General features: G+C 63.7%; 17 protein-coding genes. 9 read left to right on the top strand and 8 right to left on the bottom strand.

The annotated features are described in order from the left end of the window. Positions 1-2: 2 nt before the first annotated feature. Positions 3-881, bottom strand: coding sequence for a class I SAM-dependent methyltransferase (locus OU999_02095; protein ID WAC24008.1), 879 nt, complete (start codon positions 879-881; stop codon positions 3-5). Between the two features lie 177 nt (positions 882-1,058). Here OU999_02095 and OU999_02090 point away from each other — a divergent pair, with 177 nt between their 5' ends. Continuing rightward, entirely contained in the window at positions 1,059-1,973 is a 915-nt protein-coding gene (locus OU999_02090; protein ID WAC24007.1) for a GNAT family N-acetyltransferase, read from the top strand. A 13-nt stretch (positions 1,974-1,986) separates the two neighbouring features. Here the strand turns inward: OU999_02090 and OU999_02085 are convergent, their stop codons facing one another. Beyond that, positions 1,987-3,006, bottom strand: a complete 1,020-nt coding sequence (locus OU999_02085; GenBank protein ID WAC24006.1) for a hypothetical protein — start codon at positions 3,004-3,006, stop codon at positions 1,987-1,989. Between the two features lie 437 nt (positions 3,007-3,443). Here OU999_02085 and mdh point away from each other — a divergent pair, with 437 nt between their 5' ends. The 8 genes from mdh (at position 3,444) to OU999_02045 (ending at position 13,370) form a co-directional block, all read left to right on the top strand. Continuing rightward, positions 3,444-4,406: a malate dehydrogenase gene (gene mdh / locus OU999_02080; GenBank protein WAC24005.1), complete on the top strand. Its 963-nt coding sequence runs from the start codon at positions 3,444-3,446 to the stop codon at positions 4,404-4,406. Beyond that, the gene (locus OU999_02075; GenBank protein ID WAC24004.1) at positions 4,406-5,014 is read left to right on the top strand and encodes a hypothetical protein; all 609 of its coding nucleotides are present in this window, start codon (positions 4,406-4,408) and stop codon (positions 5,012-5,014) included. The genes mdh and OU999_02075 overlap by 1 nt, the downstream gene beginning before the upstream one ends. After that, positions 5,011-5,898, top strand: coding sequence for a succinate--CoA ligase subunit alpha (gene sucD, locus OU999_02070; GenBank protein WAC24003.1), 888 nt, complete (start codon positions 5,011-5,013; stop codon positions 5,896-5,898). The genes OU999_02075 and sucD overlap by 4 nt, the downstream gene beginning before the upstream one ends. Before the next feature lie 182 nt (positions 5,899-6,080). Continuing rightward, a complete protein-coding gene (locus tag OU999_02065) occupies positions 6,081-8,906 on the top strand; it encodes a 2-oxoglutarate dehydrogenase E1 component (protein WAC24002.1) in 2,826 nt (941 codons plus the stop codon). A gap of 60 nt (positions 8,907-8,966) precedes the next feature. After that, positions 8,967-10,205 (top strand): 2-oxoglutarate dehydrogenase complex dihydrolipoyllysine-residue succinyltransferase, encoded by a 1,239-nt coding sequence (odhB, locus tag OU999_02060; GenBank protein ID WAC24001.1) that lies wholly within the window; start codon positions 8,967-8,969, stop codon positions 10,203-10,205. 178 nt (positions 10,206-10,383) lie between these two features. Continuing rightward, the gene (gene lpdA / locus OU999_02055; GenBank protein ID WAC24000.1) at positions 10,384-11,781 is read left to right on the top strand and encodes a dihydrolipoyl dehydrogenase; all 1,398 of its coding nucleotides are present in this window, start codon (positions 10,384-10,386) and stop codon (positions 11,779-11,781) included. 206 nt (positions 11,782-11,987) lie between these two features. Next, positions 11,988-12,644: a trimeric intracellular cation channel family protein gene (locus OU999_02050; protein ID WAC25326.1), complete on the top strand. Its 657-nt coding sequence runs from the start codon at positions 11,988-11,990 to the stop codon at positions 12,642-12,644. A gap of 3 nt (positions 12,645-12,647) precedes the next feature. After that, the gene (locus OU999_02045) at positions 12,648-13,370 is read left to right on the top strand and encodes a hypothetical protein (GenBank protein ID WAC23999.1); all 723 of its coding nucleotides are present in this window, start codon (positions 12,648-12,650) and stop codon (positions 13,368-13,370) included. A 30-nt stretch (positions 13,371-13,400) separates the two neighbouring features. Here the strand turns inward: OU999_02045 and OU999_02040 are convergent, their stop codons facing one another. The 6 genes from OU999_02040 to OU999_02015 form a co-directional block, all read right to left on the bottom strand. Further along, positions 13,401-14,057: a hypothetical protein gene (locus OU999_02040; protein WAC23998.1), complete on the bottom strand. Its 657-nt coding sequence runs from the start codon at positions 14,055-14,057 to the stop codon at positions 13,401-13,403. A 123-nt stretch (positions 14,058-14,180) separates the two neighbouring features. Continuing rightward, entirely contained in the window at positions 14,181-14,570 is a 390-nt protein-coding gene (locus tag OU999_02035) for a hypothetical protein (protein ID WAC23997.1), read from the bottom strand. 481 nt (positions 14,571-15,051) lie between these two features. After that, positions 15,052-15,981 (bottom strand): electron transfer flavoprotein subunit alpha/FixB family protein, encoded by a 930-nt coding sequence (locus OU999_02030; protein WAC23996.1) that lies wholly within the window; start codon positions 15,979-15,981, stop codon positions 15,052-15,054. Beyond that, the gene (locus tag OU999_02025) at positions 15,978-16,727 is read right to left on the bottom strand and encodes an electron transfer flavoprotein subunit beta/FixA family protein (GenBank protein ID WAC23995.1); all 750 of its coding nucleotides are present in this window, start codon (positions 16,725-16,727) and stop codon (positions 15,978-15,980) included. Before OU999_02025 ends, OU999_02030 begins: the two co-directional genes overlap by 4 nt. Positions 16,728-16,990: 263 nt before the next feature. Further along, positions 16,991-18,190 (bottom strand): ADP-forming succinate--CoA ligase subunit beta, encoded by a 1,200-nt coding sequence (gene sucC, locus OU999_02020; GenBank protein WAC23994.1) that lies wholly within the window; start codon positions 18,188-18,190, stop codon positions 16,991-16,993. 159 nt (positions 18,191-18,349) lie between these two features. After that, positions 18,350-18,655 carry a hypothetical protein gene (locus OU999_02015; GenBank protein ID WAC23993.1) on the bottom strand — a complete coding sequence of 102 codons (306 nt, stop codon included), beginning with the start codon at positions 18,653-18,655 and terminating at the stop codon, positions 18,350-18,352. Positions 18,656-18,673 lie beyond the last annotated feature (18 nt).

The following is an 18,673-nucleotide window of genomic DNA, read 5'->3' as shown; positions in this document are numbered from 1 at the left end:
CATCAGCACTTGCGGGCGGCAATATAGAACCAGTCGCCCATCCCCAATTTGGGTCCCAACCAGGCCAGGGGCGCAAAGGCCATGGCATAGGCGAGCCTCTTGGGGCTGCGCGCAAGATCGCGCGGCGTGCCGAAGGTATAGCCAAGATCGATCGCGGTGTGGTGCGTGCCCAGACAGGCGAAACCCCGTGCCTCGAGCATGGCCGACAGCGTCCGCACCGAAAACTGGTAGAGATGCCATGGCGGCTCGGGGTGCGGCCAGTATCCCAGTGGGCCAGCCAATGGCTCCGACGCCTTGGGGAACAGCCCGTCAATATTGGGCGTCGAAAGGATGAACAGGCCGCCGGGCTTGAGCAGCCGGTGCGCCGCCAAGATGTCTCTCGCCGGATCGCGCACATGCTCGATCACATCGAACATGGTCAGGACATCGAACGTGCCATCGGCATCGTCCAGCGCGTGGATATCGCCGTCGGTGACCGAAAGCTGGAAATGATCGCGCGCGAAGCTGGCGGACGATCCGGAAAACTCCACGCCGGCGACATCAAAGCCCTGACGGCGGGCCTCGTTGAGGAACAACCCGGTCGAACAGCCGATATCGATCAGCGTGCCGTGCTGGGCGTAGTTCCGGACGAAGCGCAGATGCGTGCGCGCAACATCGGTCATGCGCGCGAAATCGTCGCTGGCCGGGTCGTGCAGCGCGCTGTGGTAGTTGTTGCCCGCCTGATACATCGCGGCCAGCGCAGCGGGCTCGGGCGGATCGGCGATAAAGGCCAGGTCGCAGGCGGCGCAGCGAACCAGACTATAGCCATCGACGCGCGCGACTGGCCGCGTCCCGGTCGATCCACAATGGTTGCACGCGGCATCGGGCCGGGGCTGCGTCATGTCAGTGTTCCATCAGCGGTGGCAGAGATCACGAGGTCGCAGCTCGTAGGCGGAGGGACTATAAGGCGCGCGTGAATATCGGGTAAACCCCTGGACGAAGATCAGAGGGTTCAAGCGATCTTAACCGTCACCATTTATCGTGTGCAGCACCCCACCCGCCCTCACCGGAACATCCGAATGCAGCCTGTCGCCACCGATATCCGCTTTCTGCTGGGGGACCGGTGCGTCCTGCGCGCGCGGCGGCATCTGGTGCCGATCGGCTATGGGCTCGATGCCATATTGGCCGACCAACCGCTTGAACCGGCAGCGCTGGAGGCCAATGCCGATGGCTATCGGCTGCAATCGGTGCCGGCCGCCCGGCTGGTACATCTGGCGCGCGATTTTCCGGGCCTGATCGCCTCCGAACCGCAGGTCTATGCCCGGCACTATATCGACATGGCGCTGGGCCATGATGGCTATATGGCGCAGTTCTCATCCAAGACGCGGGCCACGCTGAAACGCAAGATGCGCAAGCTGGCCGATAGCGGGGACGGCACGCTCGACATTCGCAGCTATCATCAGGCCGAACAGCTCGACGCGTTCTTCGCGGCCGCATTGCCGCTGTCCGATCAGACCTATCAGGCACGGCTGCTCGATGCAGGCCTGCCAGGCCATGCCGCGTTTCGCGCCGAAGCCGATGCTCTGGCCAGGTCAGGCAATCTGCGCGCCTATATCCTGTTCCTGCACGGCCAGCCGATTGCCTATCTGTACCTGCCGGTCGTGAACGACGTGCTGATCTATGCCTATCTCGGCTACGATCAGGCCACCGCGCAGCTTTCCCCCGGGACGGTGCTGCAGATGCATGCGCTCGAAGAGCTGTTTGCCGAACACCGTTTCCGCTATTTCGATTTCACTGAAGGGGACGGCGCGCACAAGGCGCTGTTCGGCACCGATCAGGCGCGATGCGCGACGGTGTTCCTGCTCAAGCCGACACTGGCAAACAGGGCGTTGCTGGCGGGGCACGAAGCGTTCAACGCCACGGTCGAGGGTACCGGGGCCTGGCTTGACCGGCTCGGCGTGAAGGCGCGCATCCGCAAGCTTCTGCGCGGTTGATCCGCGCTGCGGTTCAGATCGCGACGACGCTCTCGAACGCAGCGAACTCGTTCAGGAACAGGGTCGAGATAATACCCGCCTCATAGCGGATGCGGCTCACCGCCTGCTCGCCATAGCGCAGCGCCGTGCGCACCAGATTGGCCGGAACCGCAGTCAGGGCGCGCTTGCGGCGAGGTTCGAGCGCCTCGAAGCCCGTGCCTTCCAACCGCGCCTGCTCGGCAATGTTGAGGCACATGGATTCGAAGCGGCGCGTGACAATCGGGTTCACCCGGCTGCGGTCACGGCTGAGCAGCTCGAAGCTGTGGCTGACGATGGTGAAGCACGGCCAGTCATGCTGGGCGGCGTGGGTCAGCGCATCGCGCATTTCCCAGGCGGAAAGCGCGCACAGCTGCGCCGCGCGGATGCTGCCGGGGCGGTCCTCGATCACGCTGACCGGAATGATGCCAACGCCCAGGTGCTCGGCAAAGGGCGGTGTATCGGCGGGCAGATCGATGGCGCATTCACCGGCGAGAAAGGCGGGATTGAAGCTGCTGTCATATTGCACGTCGAGCGCGCTGAGCGCCCGCAGCGTATCGTCATTCGCCCCGAAATTGCCCGCGCGAAAGGCGGTCGGCTTGGGCGCGCCCGCCATCATCAGCAGTGCCCGCGCCTGGTCGAGCAGGCGGATCTGATCGTCTGCCGCGAAATCGGCGATGTTGCGTCCGCGCAGGTGCTCCAGATCATGGCCGCGTGCGAATTCGAGCCATTCGGTATGGATGTGCAGCTGCACCTCGTGCCCGCGCTTCAGGATCGGTTCGACGATCTTGGCGACAACCCCGGGGCCATAGACGAGCGCAGGGAACGGATCGACGAAGAACACGCCGGTCAGCCCATAGGCCTCCAGCCGGTCCATCTGATAGAAAATGCCGAATTCGCCGTCGCGGCATTTGCCGGCGATCGAGCTGTCGAAATTCTCCTGTGCACTCACGCCTTGCTGGAAGAGCTTGAGCGACAATTCGGTGTCGACGGTATATTGAACCTTGGTAGCCATCATCCAACCCTTATGTCGGCCGGGTTAAGACCCGCTTACCTTTTTCGCAGCGTTGGATCGGCTACAGGAAACACTGTATCATGTCTATCCCATGTTAATCTGGGGTGTTCCGCTTTGGGTCAGTGTTCAGCGGCAATCGTGGCGGCAAGCGATCGGACCAGCACCCCAAACTTGGCTTATTGCTAACAGTTTTCAATTGCACAAATAATTGATCCTGAGCGGCTTTTGAAGGTTGAAATGCCCGTCCAAGCGGCCTAGGCAGGCCGGCGAGCGCGATGACTCAGGCTGTGCAAGGCCGGGGCGCGCCCATCTGAGGTCGTGAAACGGACAAGCATATTGCCGGATTTCTGTTCAGGGAACGCACACGCACCACAAGGCACCCCCGCATTTCCTGACAGGCAGTTTCGGCCGGGACACATAATTTTCGGAAAGGATTGACCATGGCACGCAAGAAGATCGCGCTCATCGGCGCAGGCAATATCGGCGGCACGCTCGCGCATCTCGCAGCGCTCAAGGAACTGGGCGACGTCGTGCTGTTCGACGTTGTGGAAGGCGTGCCCCAGGGCAAGGCGCTCGATCTTTCGCAGTGCGGCCCGGTCGAAGGCTTTGACGCAAAGATCACCGGCACCAACGATTATGCCGACATTGCAGGTGCAGACGTCATCATCGTCACCGCTGGCGTCGCGCGCAAGCCGGGCATGAGCCGCGATGACCTGCTGGGCATCAACCTGAAGGTCATGAAGGCCGTGGGCGAAGGCATTGCTGCCAACGCGCCCGACGCCTTTGTCATCTGCATCACCAACCCGCTCGACGCCATGGTCTGGGCGCTGCGCGAATTCTCCGGCCTGCCTGCCAACAAGGTCGTCGGCATGGCCGGCGTGCTGGACAGCGCGCGCTTCGCGACCTTCCTCGCCTGGGAATTCGGCGTCAGCGTCAAGGACGTCAATGCCTTCGTGCTTGGCGGTCATGGCGACACCATGGTTCCCGTGCTCAGCTATTCGACGATCAACGGCATCCCGGTGAAGGACATGGCCAAGATCAAGGGCGTTTCGGAAGAGCGTCTGGACGAGATCGTCAAGCGCACCCGTTCGGGCGGCGGCGAGATTGTCGCGTTGCTCAAGACCGGTTCTGCCTTCTATGCGCCCGCCACCAGCGCGATCGCAATGGCCGAAGCCTATCTGGGCGACACCAAGCGCATCCTGCCCTGCGCGGTGCAGGTCGACGGCAAGTACGGCCTTGATGGCCTGTATGTCGGCGTGCCGGTGGTGATCGGCGCGAACGGTGCCGAAGAGGTGATCGAGATCGCGCTGAGCGACGAAGAAAAGAGCAACCTTCAGGTCTCGGTCGATGCGGTCAAGGAACTGCTCGACGCCTGCAAGGCGCTGGACCCGAGCCTCGCCTGATGGCGGCTTCCGGTCTTCTGATCGGACTTTTCGCGCTGGCGGCGCTGCAAGACGCGCCGCCAGCCGAAAACCCCTACCCTGCGCGCGAGGTTCTCGCCGCGTTTGCCACCGCCTGTTCGGGCATCGAGAACATGGCGGTCGCCAAGGCCTCGATTGCCGCTGCTGGCTGGCAACCTATCCCTGCTGATGACAAGGGCGCGCTGCGCCAGCTGGTCGATTATGGCAAGGCCAGGCTGGTCGAGAGCGATCCCGAAGCCAGGCTGCTCGATGGCGGCGAATATCGCATGGCCGTTGCGGGACGTGAGCTCTCGCTGGCGCTTTCCGGCGTCGATCTGGAAACCATCCGCTCGCAAGGCTGCCGCGTCTATGATTTCGCGGCCACCGCCCCCATATCGGCTGACGATCTGGAAGACTGGGCGGTGCGCAAGCCCGGTAGCTCGACCGAACCGGCGCCGGGCATCATCAAGCATGTGTGGAACCCCGGCCTGAAGCCTGGCCATATGGAAATGGAAGTTTCGTACGCCGCGCCCGGCGCACTCGCTGGCACCGGCATCCCCCTTACCGGCCTTGTCTTCACGGCCACAGCAATGGAGTTTCTCAAGAAATGAGCATTCTCGTCAACAAGCACACCAAGGTCATCACGCAAGGCATGACCGGTGCCACCGGTACCTTCCACACCGAGCAGGCGCTGGCTTATGGCACGCAGATGGTCGGCGGCGTGACCCCCGGCAAGGGCGGCACCACGCATATCGGCCTGCCCAACTACAACACCGTCGCCGAAGCCAAGGCCGCGACCGGCGCGACCGCGACCTGCATCTATGTTCCGCCGCCGTTCGCCGCGGACTCGATCCTCGAGGCGATCGACGCCGAGATGGAACTGATCGTTGCGATCACCGAAGGCATTCCGGTGCTCGACATGGTGCGCGTCAAGCGCGCGCTGCAGGGCAGCAAGTCGCGCCTGATCGGCCCCAACTGCCCCGGCGTGCTGACGCCCGACGAGTGCAAGATCGGCATCATGCCCGGCAGCATCTTCAAGAAGGGTTCGGTCGGCGTCGTCTCGCGTTCGGGTACGCTGACCTATGAAGCCGTGCACCAGACCACGGCGGTCGGCCTCGGCCAGACCACGGCCGTCGGCATTGGCGGTGACCCGGTCAACGGCACCAATTTCATCGACGTGCTGGAACTGTTCCTGGCCGATGACGAAACCAAGTCGATCATTATGATCGGTGAAATCGGCGGCAGCGCGGAAGAAGAAGCCGCGCAGTTCCTGAAGGACGAAGCCAAGCGCGGTCGCAAGAAGCCGATGGTCGGCTTTATCGCTGGCCGCACCGCGCCTCCGGGACGCCGCATGGGCCATGCAGGCGCGATCGTTTCGGGCGGCCAGGGCGGCGCCGAGGACAAGATCGCGGCGATGGAAGAAGCGGGCATCCGCGTCTCTCCCTCGCCGTCGCTGCTTGGCACGACCCTTGCTGAGCTGCTGGAAACGGTGTGATTGGAAATATCCCTCTCCCAGCACGGGAGAGGGAAAGCATCGCGAAACGATGCGAGGGAGAGGGATGGGAACACGACCGGTAGTGCGTGTCCCCTCCTCTCCCAGCTTTGACCAGGCGCTTTCAGCGCCAAGTCTGCGCAACCCTCTCCCGCGATGGGGAGAGGGAAAAGGGACGCTAGAACATGACCTACGACGGATTTGATTTCGACCCCGCAGAAGGCCCGCAGCCGGGCCCCAGCTGGCAGCGTGGCAATTGGCCGATGGCCGATGGCGATGACCTGACGGCGGCGCTTGACCCGATGCAGATGCAGGCGGCGGTCAAGGCTGCTGTCCGCGACGCTTCGGCCAAGGCGGGCAAACCGATCGACGAAGCCGCGATCGCACGCGCAGCGGATCGCTCGATCCGGGCGATGATGCTGATCCGCACCTACCGGGTGCGCGGCCATCTGGCAGCCGATCTCGATCCGCTGGGTCTGTCGCAGCAGGAGCTTCCTGCTGACCTCACCCCGGAATATCACGGCTTTGTCGGCAGCGAGCTCGACGAGCAGGTGTTCCTGGGCGGCACCATGGGCTTTGAAAGCGCGACCGTGCGCCAGCTGATCGATACGCTGCGCGCCAATTATTGCGGCAAGGTCGGCCTGGAATACATGCACATCTCGGACGTGGAGGAGCGCCGCTTCTTCCAGGACCGGATGGAAGGCGTCGACAAGGTCATCGAGTTTTCGGAGAACGGCAAGAAGGCGATCCTCTCCAAGGTGATCGAGGCTGAAACCTTCGAGAATTTCCTCGCCAAGAAATATGTCGGCACCAAGCGCTTCGGTCTGGACGGCGGGGAATCGATGATCCCCGCGCTGGAAGCCGTCATCAAGTACGGCGGCCAGCTCGGCCTCAAGGAAATCGTCTACGGCATGCCGCATCGCGGCCGCCTCAACGTGCTCGCCAATGTGATGGCCAAGCCCTATCGCGTGATCTTCCACGAATTCTCGGGCGGCTCGGCCAATCCCGATGATGTCGGCGGTTCGGGCGACGTGAAATACCACCTCGGCACCAGCACCGACCGCGAGTTCGACGGCATCAGCGTCCATATGTCGCTGGTCCCCAACCCCTCGCATCTCGAAGCGGTCGATCCGGTCGTGCTCGGCAAGGTCCGCGCGCAGCAGGTGATCCGCGACGACCTGGCCGATCACAACCAGGTGCTGCCGGTGCTGCTGCACGGCGATGCGGCCTTTGCCGGCCAGGGCATTGTCTGGGAGTGCCTCGGCTTTTCGGGCATTCGCGGCTATAATACCGGCGGCTGCATCCACTTCATCGTCAACAACCAGATCGGTTTCACGACCAGCCCGCAATTCGCGCGCTCGTCGCCCTATCCGTCGGATGTCGCCAAGGGCGTCCAGGCGCCGATCCTGCACGTCAATGGCGATGATCCGGAAGCGGTGACCTTTGCCTGCAAGATGGCGATCGACTTCCGCCAGCGCTTCCACCGCGATGTCGTCATCGACATGTGGTGCTATCGCCGCTTCGGCCATAACGAAGGCGACGAGCCGAGCTTCACCCAGCCGCTGATGTACGCGCGGATCCGCAAGCATCCGCGCGTCAGCAAGATCTATGGCGATCGCCTGATTGCCGAAGGCGTGGTGTCGCAGGACTGGATCGACAACAGCGCCAAGACCTTCTCCGATCAGCTCGAGGTCGAGTTCGAGGCGGGCAAGACCTACAAGGCGAACAAGGCGGACTGGTTCGCCGGTCGCTGGTCGGGCCTGCACATGCCGGCGGATTCGGAAAGCGCGCGGCGCAATGTCGAAACCGGCATCGACAAGAAGCTGATGGAAAGCCTGGGCCGCACGCTCACGACGATCCCCGAAGGCCATGAGGTGCACAAGACGCTGCGCCGCGTGATCGAGGCCAAGCGCGAAATGTTCGAAAAGGGCGAAGGCTTTGACTGGGCCACCGGCGAAGCGCTCGCTTATGGTTCGCTGGTGTCAGAAGGCTATGCCGTCCGCCTGTCGGGCCAGGATTCGGGCCGCGGCACGTTCAGCCAGCGTCATGCGGTCTGGATCGACCAGAATACCGGCGGACGCTATCTGCCGCTCGAACAGGTGCCGCATGGCCGGTTCGAGGTGCTGGACAGCCCCTTGTCCGAATATGGCGTGCTGGGCTTTGAGTACGGCTATGCCATGGCCGATCCCAAGACTCTGGTGCTGTGGGAAGCGCAGTTTGGTGATTTCGCCAATGGTGCGCAGATCATGATCGACCAGTTCATCGCCAGCGGCGAGGCCAAGTGGCTGCGCGCCAATGGCCTGGTGATGCTGCTGCCGCATGGCATGGAAGGTCAGGGGCCCGAGCACAGCTCGGCGCGCCTCGAACGCTTCCTGCAGCTGTGCGCGGGCGACAACATCCAGGTGTGCAACATCACGACGCCGGCAAACTATTTCCACGTGCTGCGCCGCCAGATGCACCGTAACTTCCGCAAGCCGCTGATCATCATGACGCCCAAGTCGCTGCTGCGGCACAAGATGGCGGTGTCCAAGGCCAGCGACTTCCAGGGCAACAGCCATTTCATGCGCATCCTTTCCGACCCCAACCAGCCGGAAGACAAGGACGTCAAGCGCCTGGTGCTGTGTTCGGGCAAGGTGGCGTTCGACCTGATGGAAGCGCGCGATGCGGCCGGTGACAAGAACACCGCGATCATCCGCCTCGAACAGCTCTATCCCTTCCCCGGCGAGCCGCTGACCATCCGCCTGAAGCGCATGGTCAATCTGGAAGAGGTCGTCTGGGCGCAGGAAGAGGCGCGCAACAATGGCAGCTGGTTCTTCGTAGAGCCGTTCATCGAGGAATGCCTGGCCGATGCCGGTGTGAAGCCGCAACGCGCCCGCTATGCCGGACGCGTCGCGGCGGCATCGCCCGCCACTGGTCTTGCCAAGCGGCACCAGGCCGAACAGGGCGCGCTGATTGCCGACGCCCTGGGCCATGATGTCCGCGGAGAGATCCGCCGCCAGCGCCAGAGCTGAGACACAGAAATATAATCAATTCCGCAGGTTGATCGCGGATAGAAATAGGGTTTGTGAACCATGAGCATCGAAGTCAAAGTGCCCGTCCTGGGTGAATCGATCAGCGAAGCGACCATCGGCGAATGGCTGAAGAAGCCGGGCGACACCGTTGCCGCCGATGAGCCGATTGCCAGCCTGGAAACCGACAAGGTCGCGGTCGAAGTCCCTGCGCCTGCTGCAGGTGTGCTGGGCCAGCTGATCTTTGCCGAGGGCGATACCGTGCAGGTCGGATCGATCCTGACCACGATCGAAGCATCGGGCGCTGCCGTCGCCGCGCCGCAGCCTGCGGTCGCCAAGAGCGAAGCCGCCCCTGCCCCTGCAGCGGTTGCTGCGGCTGCGTCCGCGCCGAACGGCGAACCGGTGAGCCTGTCGCCCGCCGTGCGCCGTCTGGTGCTGGAACACGGGCTTGATCCGACCAGCATCAAGGGCACCGGCAAGGACGGCCGCCTGACCAAGGAAGACGTGCTCGCCGCTGCGGCTGAAGCCGCGAAGGCACCCGCTGCACCCGCCGCCGCTCCCGTTGCTGCAGCCGCGCCTGTCGCCAGTGGCACCGCCGGTCGCGAGACCGAGCGCGTGCGCATGACCCGCATCCGCCAGACCATCGCCAAGCGCCTCAAGAGCGCGCAGGAAAATGCGGCGATGCTGACCACGTTCAACGACGTCGACATGACCGCCGTCATCGAAGCGCGCAACAAGTACAAGGACCTGTTCGAGAAGAAGCACGGCATCCGCCTGGGCTTCATGGGCTTTTTCGCCAAGGCCGCCTGTCTGGCGCTGAAGGACGTTCCGTCGGTCAACGCGCAGATCGAGGGCGATGAGATCGTCTATCACAATTACGCCGATATCTCGGTCGCGGTCAGCGCGCCCAACGGCCTGGTCGTTCCGGTCATCCGCAACGCCGAGAGCCTGTCGTTCGCCGGCATCGAGAAGACCATCGCCGATTTCGGCAAGCGCGCCAAGGATGGCACGCTGAAGATGGACGAGATGATGGGCGGCACCTTCACCATCTCCAACGGCGGCGTGTTCGGATCGCTGATGTCGACCCCGATCATCAACCCGCCGCAGAGCGCAGTGCTGGGCCTGCACCGCATCGACCAGCGCCCGGTGGTGATGCCCGACGGCTCGATCGCCGCGCGCCCGATGATGTATCTGGCGCTGAGCTATGACCACCGCCTGATCGATGGCCGTGAAGCTGTAACCTTCCTGGTGCGTATCAAGGAAGCGATCGAGGATCCGACGCGGTTGCTGATCGATCTTTGATGCAAGCGATGCGGAAGACGGAACCGACGGGACCTTCTTTCGTCACCCCCGCGCAGGCGGGGGTCCCGCTTATGCCTCCTCGACCATGACCAAGCGGGATACCCGCTTTCGCGGGAATGACGGGAAAGACAGTGCCTGACAGGTTTGATAAAGCCCGACCGCACGATGGAGTTTGAAAATGGCTGATTATGATTTCGACGTTCTGGTAATCGGTGCCGGCCCTGGCGGCTATGTCGCGGCGATCCGTGCGGCGCAGCTGGGCCTGAAGACCGCGTGCGTCGAAAGCCGCGTGACGCTGGGCGGCACCTGCCTCAATGTCGGCTGCATCCCTTCGAAGGCGATGCTGCACGCGTCCGAACTGTTCGAAGAAGCCGCCAGCGGCAAGCTCGCCAAGCTGGGCATCAAGGGTTCGGTCGAGCTGGACCTGGAAACCATGCACGCGCAGCGGCGCGATGCGGTCAAGGGCCTGACCGGCGGGATCGAGTATCTGTTCAAGAAGAACAAGGTCGAATGGCTCAAGGGCCATGCCGCGTTTACCGGTGCCGATACCGTCGATGTCGCGGGCAAGAGCTATCGCGCGAAGAACATCGTCATCGCCACCGGATCGTCGGTCACCCCGCTGCCCGGCATCACCGTGGACAATGAAAAGCAGATCATCGTCGATTCCACCGGCGCGCTCGAACTGGCCAAGGTACCCGGGCACATGGTCGTCATCGGCGGCGGCGTGATCGGGCTGGAGCTCGGCTCGGTATGGAAGCGCCTGGGCGCGAAGGTCACCGTGGTCGAATATCTCGACCAGATCCTGCCCGGCATGGACGGCGAAATCCGCAAGGAATCGAACAAGGTCTTCAAGAAGCAGGGCATCGAATTCAGGCTTTCGACCAAGGTCACAGGGGCCGAGGTCAAGGGCGGCAAGGCGGTACTCACCGTCGAGCCTTTGGCTGGCGGCGCTGCGGAAACGATCGAAGCCGATGTCGTGCTGGTCTCGATCGGCCGTCGTCCCAACACCGACGGCCTGGCGCTCGACAAGGCGGGGCTTGCGGTCAACGGTCGCGGTCAGGTCGAAATCGACCATGACTTCCAGACCAAGGTCCCCGGCATCTGGGCCATCGGCGATTGCGTGCCCGGTCCGATGCTGGCGCACAAGGCCGAGGACGAGGGCATTGCGGTCGCGGAAAATATCGCGGGCCTCACGGGAATCGTGAACCACGACATCATTCCGTCGGTCGTGTACACCATGCCCGAAATCGCGGGCGTCGGCCTGACCGAGGAGCAGGCCCGCGAGCGCGGCGAGATCAAGGTCGGCAAGTTCCCGATGATGGCCAACTCGCGCGCCAAGACCAACCATGAAGGCGACGGCCTGGTCAAGGTGATCGCCGACGCCAAGACGGACCGCGTGCTGGGCGTGTGGATCATCGCATCGCTCGGCGGCACGATGATCGCGCAGGCTGCGCAAGCGATGGAATTCGGCGGCACCAGCGAGGACATCGCCTATACCTGCCACGCCCACCCGACGCACAGCGAGGCACTGAAGGAAGCGGCCATGGCCGTGCAGGGCAAGCCGATCCATATTTGATGGAGTGGGACACCGCTCTCTCCTCTTTAGGGGAGAGAAGCGAGACTTGGCAGCTTGCTGCCATAGTCGCAGCAGAGAGGGGCCAGTGCTGCGCCCCTCTCAACTCCGTCTAGTGTGCTGCGCACACAAGCCTACGTATCTCTCCCCTAAAGAGGAGAGAGCATATGACACGTGAAATCGGGCCGCCGTTCCACTATGGGGGCCGCATGACAACGCCCCTGCCCGCCGCCATCGATCTCGGCACGATCCTCGGCACGCTCGACATGTTCGGCATCGCCGTGTTCGCGGCATCGGGGGCTCTCGCAGCGGCGGCGAAGCGGCAGACCTTTGTCACCTTCACCTTCTTTGCGCTCATCACCGGGGTCGGCGGCGGGACGGTGCGCGATCTGCTGATCGGCGCGCCGGTGTTCTGGATCGCCAACTCGCGCGTGCTCGTCGTCGTGCTGGCCGTATCGGGCCTGCTCTGGGTGACACCGCAGCGCTGGTGGGAGGGACGGATGCTCGATTGGTTCGACGCCATCGGCCTGGGCGCGTACAGCGTGTTCGGCGCGGCCAAGGCGATGCAGTTCGGCGTCGATCCTCTGCCCGCGGTGATGATGGGCGTTATTACCGCATGCGTGGGCGGCATCATCCGCGACGTGCTGGCGGGTGAACCGTCGATCATATTGCGGCCCGAACTCTATGTCACCGCTGCGGCGCTGGGATCGGGCCTGTATGTCGGACTGCGGCTCGCCGGGCTGGAGGTCGAGATCGCCGCGATCATCGGCGCGGTCGCCGGTTTCGTGCTGCGCGGTCTGGCCATCCGCTACAATATCGCGCTGCCCGCCTATCGTGGCGGTGGCAGTACACGCATGGAGGATTGAGCCATGGCATTGCGGCTGAGGCGGCGGATGGTGATGCGCTGGCATATCTGGCTGGGCTGGCTGGTCGGCGTGCCGCTGCTGCTCTGGACCGCATCGGGCCTGTTCATGGCGAGCTTCCCCATCGATACCGTGCGCGGCGAGCATCTGAAGGCAGAAGTGCCCGCCCTGCCCGGCATCCGCCCCGTGGCACCCTATCTGCAGGGACGGCCCGTCCAGACGCTCACGCTCAGCCAGCAGGCAGGCACACCGGTGTGGCTGATCGACTATGCCGATGGCGGCCAGCGCCGCGCCGATGCGCGCACCGGCGCGCTGCTGCCCGCAGTGAGCGCCAGCGAGGCTGCTTTGCTCGCCCGTGCGGCCTTTGCCGGGACCGCCGAACTGCACGGCGTGACCCGCTTCACCGCCGAAGATGCGCCGCTCGAACTGCGCCGCCCCCGCCCGAGTTGGCAGGCGCGCTTCGCCGATGACACGCATATCTATATCGACGAGGAAACCGGCGCGGTGCTGGCGACGCGCAGCGCGTTGTGGCGGATGTTCGATTTCATGTGGGGGCTGCACATCATGGACCTGCAGCAGCGCGAAGACACCAACCATCCGATCCTGATCGGATTTGCGGCGCTGGCGGTCATCTCGATCCTGGTCGGGATCTGTCTGTTACCCCTGCGGCGCACGAAGGGGCGAAGCGCGCCGCAGGGGGTCAGACCGGGTGGGACAGGCCAAGTCTAGCCGGTCCCTTCCGGTAAAAAAGGCCTGGCGTCATTCCGGCGGAAAGGGCTCCGCATCGTCATTGCGCCAGGCATAATCGTCTTCGTTCGGATCGACGCTGAACGGCGGTTCGGTCACCGCCACGCTGTTGTCGAACGCATCGTCATTCGCGCCCCAGGCACCATTGGCGCGGTTGAAGCGGACATAATCGATCCGGCCATAGCTGATGCCGCAGGTGAAGCTGTCGACGCCATTGCGGCGCGAGCCGACCAGTCCCTCGACGCGCCAGCCATTGCCGTCGCGCAGTACATTGTCGATGCGCTCGATCCGCGAGCCGAGGCCGGACTGCGCCACCGCCGCCGCACCGCAACGGTCGCTGGCGGAGCGGACATCATCATTATAACTGCGATCATCGCCATTGCGCCGCGCCGAATTGGTCGCCGCGCTGGCAATGGCCGCGATGCCGCCCAGGATCAGGGCGCCGGCCAGAATATCGCCGCCATCGATCCCGCGATTGCGGCCCCGCCAGCGCCGATCGCCCCAGCCGCCGCGCCACTGCGACGCGCTTTCGGACGAACTGTCCCAGCCGGTGGCGGCCAGAGGGGCATCGGAAATCGCGGTGTGAGACACCGGCGCGGCCATGGCCGAGGCCGAACCGGTCACCAGCATTGCGCCCGCTGCGCCCAGACCTGTGAGTGCTTTCAACATTGCATTGCCTTTCGTTCGGCAAGGCCCTGGCGCAGAGGCGCTGTACCTGATTGATCGTTGGTTTAGGCGGTTCAGCCTGTCGCCAGGCTGAACCGCCAGGGAGCAGGAGGTCAGACCCCCGTCTTAGCGGAAATTGCCGAGCCCGCTGAGACGCAGATCACGCACCTGGCCCCGATCCACAAAGCAGGTGAAGCGGCCACGATCGACCCCGCCACCGCGCCAGCGACCGCCATGTTCCACGACGACCCGGCCCTGCACGCGCAGGCCGAAGCGGGTGCGATCAACGTCGCGGATGTCGGTCACCTGGGCAAAGCGGCCAAAGCGGCGCGCCTCGAATTCGGCAGCGCGTACGCACTGGTTGATCGCGCGATCACCACGCCCGCCCCAGCCGCCACCGCCGCCCCATCCGGGGCCGCCACCGCCGTGCCACTGGGCAGCAGCAGGAACCGCCGCCGAAACCATGGCAGCAGCACCGAGCAGCGCTGCGCCGAAAAGACCCTTTGCCTTTGCCATCGTCCAATTCCTTCCATCTCACCCCGTCATTTCCGGCGGGGACAATGGAAGGTCTAGCGATTCGCCGCTGTGGCGAGCCTGAATTGGGATGACAGCATTTGTTCAGGTAAATCGCACTTTAAATGAACAACTCGAAAGCCGGGCCCAAGGCCGCTGCAGCCCGATCCACACAAACATGCGCACGCTTTCGCTGAGCTTGGGGGCGGAAGGCGGTGCTCGTTCGAGCCTCGAGCACGCAGAACCCACCTTTGCTCAGCCTGAACGGGTCGAAGGCCCCGCGCTCCCCACCGAGACATGACCACGTCATCCTGAACTTGTTTCAGGATCCATCGTGCCCCGATTGCCGAAGCCGCTTGGGGGAGAAATGGGCCCTGAAACAAGTTCAGGGTGACGCACGAGACGGCGCGTCTGAAGGCACACAAACAAAAACCCCGGCAGTTGCCCGCCGGGGTTTTCGTACAATTGAAACCGGATCAGCCGATCACAGCTTGCCGGTCAGCTCCGGCACTGCGGTGAACAGGTCCGCGACCAGGCCGATGTCCGCCACCTGGAAGATCGGGGCGTCCTCGTCCTTGTTGATCGCGATGATTGTCTTGCTGTCCTTCATGCCCGCAAGGTGCTGGATCGCGCCGGAAATGCCGACAGCGACATAGACTTCCGGTGCGACGATCTTGCCGGTCTGGCCGACCTGATAGTCGTTGGGGACATAGCCCGCGTCCACCGCGGCGCGCGATGCGCCGATGCCGGCACCGAGCTTGTCGGCCAGCGGCGTGATGACTTCCTCGAACTTCTCGCCCGAACCCAGCGCACGGCCACCCGAGACGATGATCTTGGCGCTGGTCAGCTCCGGACGCTCGCTCTTGGCGATTTCGGCGCTGATGAAGGTCGACAGGCCGGAGTCCGATGCGCCGCCGACATTTTCGATCGCAGCCGAGCCGCCTTCGGTCGCTGCCTTGTCGAAGGCGGTGCCGCGCACGGTGATGACCAGCTTGGCGTCCGACGATTCGACGGTGGCAATCGCGTTGCCGGCATAGATCGGACGCGTGAAGGTCTTGGGGCCTTCGACCGAGAGAATGTCCGAAATCTGCATCACGTCGAGCAGGGCTGCGACGCGCGGCGCGATGTTCTTGCCGGTGGTGGTGGCAGGCGCCAGGAACGCGTCATGGCTTTCCATCAGCTTGGCTACCAGCGGCGCGACATTTTCGGCCAGGCCATGTTCGAGCGAGGCATCATCGGCGACATGGACGGTGGCGATGCCAGCGACCTTGGCGACCTGTTCGGCCACGCCAGCGCAGCCCGAGCCTGCGACCAGCGCGTGCACTTCACCCAGCTTGCCCGCAGCCGTAACGACCGCAAGCGTTGCATCCTTCATGACAGCATTGTCATGTTCAACCCATACGAGCGTCTTCATGCGCCAACTCCCATTTCCTTGAGCTTGCCGACCAGAGCGTCGACATCTGCGACCTTGATCCCGGCGCTGCGCACCGGCGGTTCGGTAACCTTGAGCGTGGTCAGGCGCGGCGCGATATCGACGCCGTAATCGCCCGGGGTCTTCACATCGAGCGGCTTCTTCTTCGCCTTCATGATGTTCGGCAGCGAAGCATAGCGCGGCTCGTTGAGACGCAGGTCGGTGGTGACGATGGCGGGCGTGTTCAGCTTGACGGTCTGCAGGCCGCCATCGATTTCACGCGCAACGGTTATGGCATCGCCTTCGACCGCAACGGTGTTGGCGAAGGTTGCCTGGCCCCAGCCGAGCAGTGCGGCCAGCATCTGGCCGGTCTGGTTGCTGTCATCGTCGATCGCCTGCTTGCCCAGCAGGATCAGGCCGGGGTTTTCTTCCGCAGCCACCTTGGCGAGCAGCTTGGCGACGGCCAGCGGCTCGACGGTTTCGTCGGTTTCGATCAGGATCGCGCGGTCTGCACCCATGGCGAGCGCGGTACGCAGCGTTTCCTGGGCCTTGGCAGGTCCAACCGACACGGCGACGACTTCCTCCGCCTTGCCCGCTTCCTTGATCCGAAGCGCCTCTTCGACGGCGATCTCGTCGAACGGGTTCATGCTCATCTTGACGTTGGCCAGGTCAACCCCGGTGCCGTCCGCCTTGACGCGCGGTTTCACGTTATAGTCGATGACCCGTTTCACGGGCACAAGGATCTTCATGGCGCTTCCTTCCCTAATGATCGTGAGCGGTATTTAGTTTCCGTTCACGTAAACGTCAAGTGGGGGCATATACCCCATCCTCTCCCTTCACGGGAGAGGATATGGAGACTTGGCGGCGGGGCCGCCTAGTCGGAATTGGAGAGGGCCGGCGTCAGGCGCAAGGGCCGCGAAGCCACCCTCTCCCAGCTTCGACTAGGTTCGCGTTTCGCTCACCAAGTCTTCGCAACCCTCTCCCGTCACGGGAGAGGGTTGGGTTGCGGCAATCAAGCCGCCTGCTTGACCTGTGCGACGATCTTCTCGGCGGCGTCGCCCAGATTGTCGGCGCTGACGATCGGCAGGCCGCTGTTCGCCAGGATGTCCTTGCCCTGCTGCACGTTGGTGCCCTCCAGGCGCACGACCAGCGGCACCGACAGGTTCACTTCCTTGGCAGCAGCAACGATGCCCTCGGCGATGATGTCGCACTTCATGATGCCGCCGAAGATGTTGACCAGAATGCCCTTCACCGCAGGATCGGACAGGATGATCTTGAACGCCGCGGTCACCTTTTCCTTGCTCGCGCCGCCGCCGACGTCGAGGAAGTTGGCGGGGAACATGCCGTTGAGCTTAATGATGTCCATCGTCGCCATGGCAAGGCCTGCACCGTTGACCATGCAGCCGATGTCGCCATCGAGCTTGATATAGGCAAGGTCGTACTTGGAGGCTTCGACCTCCATCGGGTCTTCCTCGGTCTCGTCGCGCAGCGCTTCTACATCGGGGTGACGATAGAGCGCGTTCGAATCGAAGCTCATCTTGGTGTCGAGCACCAGCAGCTTTCCGTCTTTCGTTTCGACCAGCGGATTGATCTCGAGCATCGCGCAATCGAGGTCCATGAACGCGGTGTAGAGCTGGCTCGCCAGCTTGGCGGCCTGCTTGTTGAGATCGCCCGACAACTTGAGCGCGAACGCCACGGCGCGGCCATGGTGCGGCATGAAGCCCTGTGCGGGATCGATGGTGATCGTGGTGATGCGCTCGGGCGTGTCGTGCGCCACGGTTTCGATGTCCATGCCGCCTTCGGTCGAGACGATCATCGCGACGCGGCCCGTCTTGCGGTCGACCAGCATCGACAGATAATATTCGGCAGCAATGTCGACGCCGTCGGTCACGTACAGGCGGTTGACCTGCTTGCCGGCATCGCCGGTCTGGATGGTCACCAGCGTGTTGCCCAGCATTTCGCCCGCATCCTTGCGGACATCATCGATCGACTTGGCGAGACGCACGCCGCCCTTGGCGTCGGCGCCCAGTTCCTTGAACTTGCCCTTGCCGCGTCCGCCGGCATGGATCTGCGCCTTGACGACATAAAGCGGCCCAGGCAGCTTCTCGGCGCCGGCAACCGCCTCTTCAACGGTCAGCGCGGCATGGCCGGCGGGGATGCCGATGCCATATTTCGCGAGCAGTTCCTTGGCCTGATATTCGTGGATGTTCATGAGGGCTCCCATGCCTTTCTGATGTGGCCGGGCGGACGACTCGATTTCGGTCCAAACCCGACCGTTAATCGGTCGATGAACGTTTGTGCGGGCGCTAAAGCATAGACGCGGGCCAAAGGAAACCCTGCAATCGAACAGGGCGCGGCGGTTTTTGGCCAGTCAGTTGCGTACCGCGCAAATAAGGCCCGAAGAGCTGACCACACCCAGGATTTCGGGGTCGCCCAGCGCAATGGTGAGGCGCAGGAATTCTTCGAAATTGCCCGCCTGCTGCAGCTTGCCGAGCCGCCCCAGCCGCTGCAGTTGCGCCAGCGACAGCCGGTCGACCATGCGCGAGGCCATACAGGCGGAAACCGGGCGGCTGAGCCCCGTCCGCTCGAGCGCAGCGCGGGTCCTTATTTCGGGCGTGGCGCACCCGGAAAGCGCCAGGATCGCAAGGCCGGACAGGACGGCGCCAACGCGTGACACCCCTTTCCGGCTTGCGAT

This window comes from Blastomonas sp. SL216 (assembly GCA_026625625.1).
Classification (GTDB): domain Bacteria; phylum Pseudomonadota; class Alphaproteobacteria; order Sphingomonadales; family Sphingomonadaceae; genus Blastomonas.
Note: the sequence above shows the minus strand (reverse complement) of the source record. Positions and strands in the feature narration are given on the sequence as shown.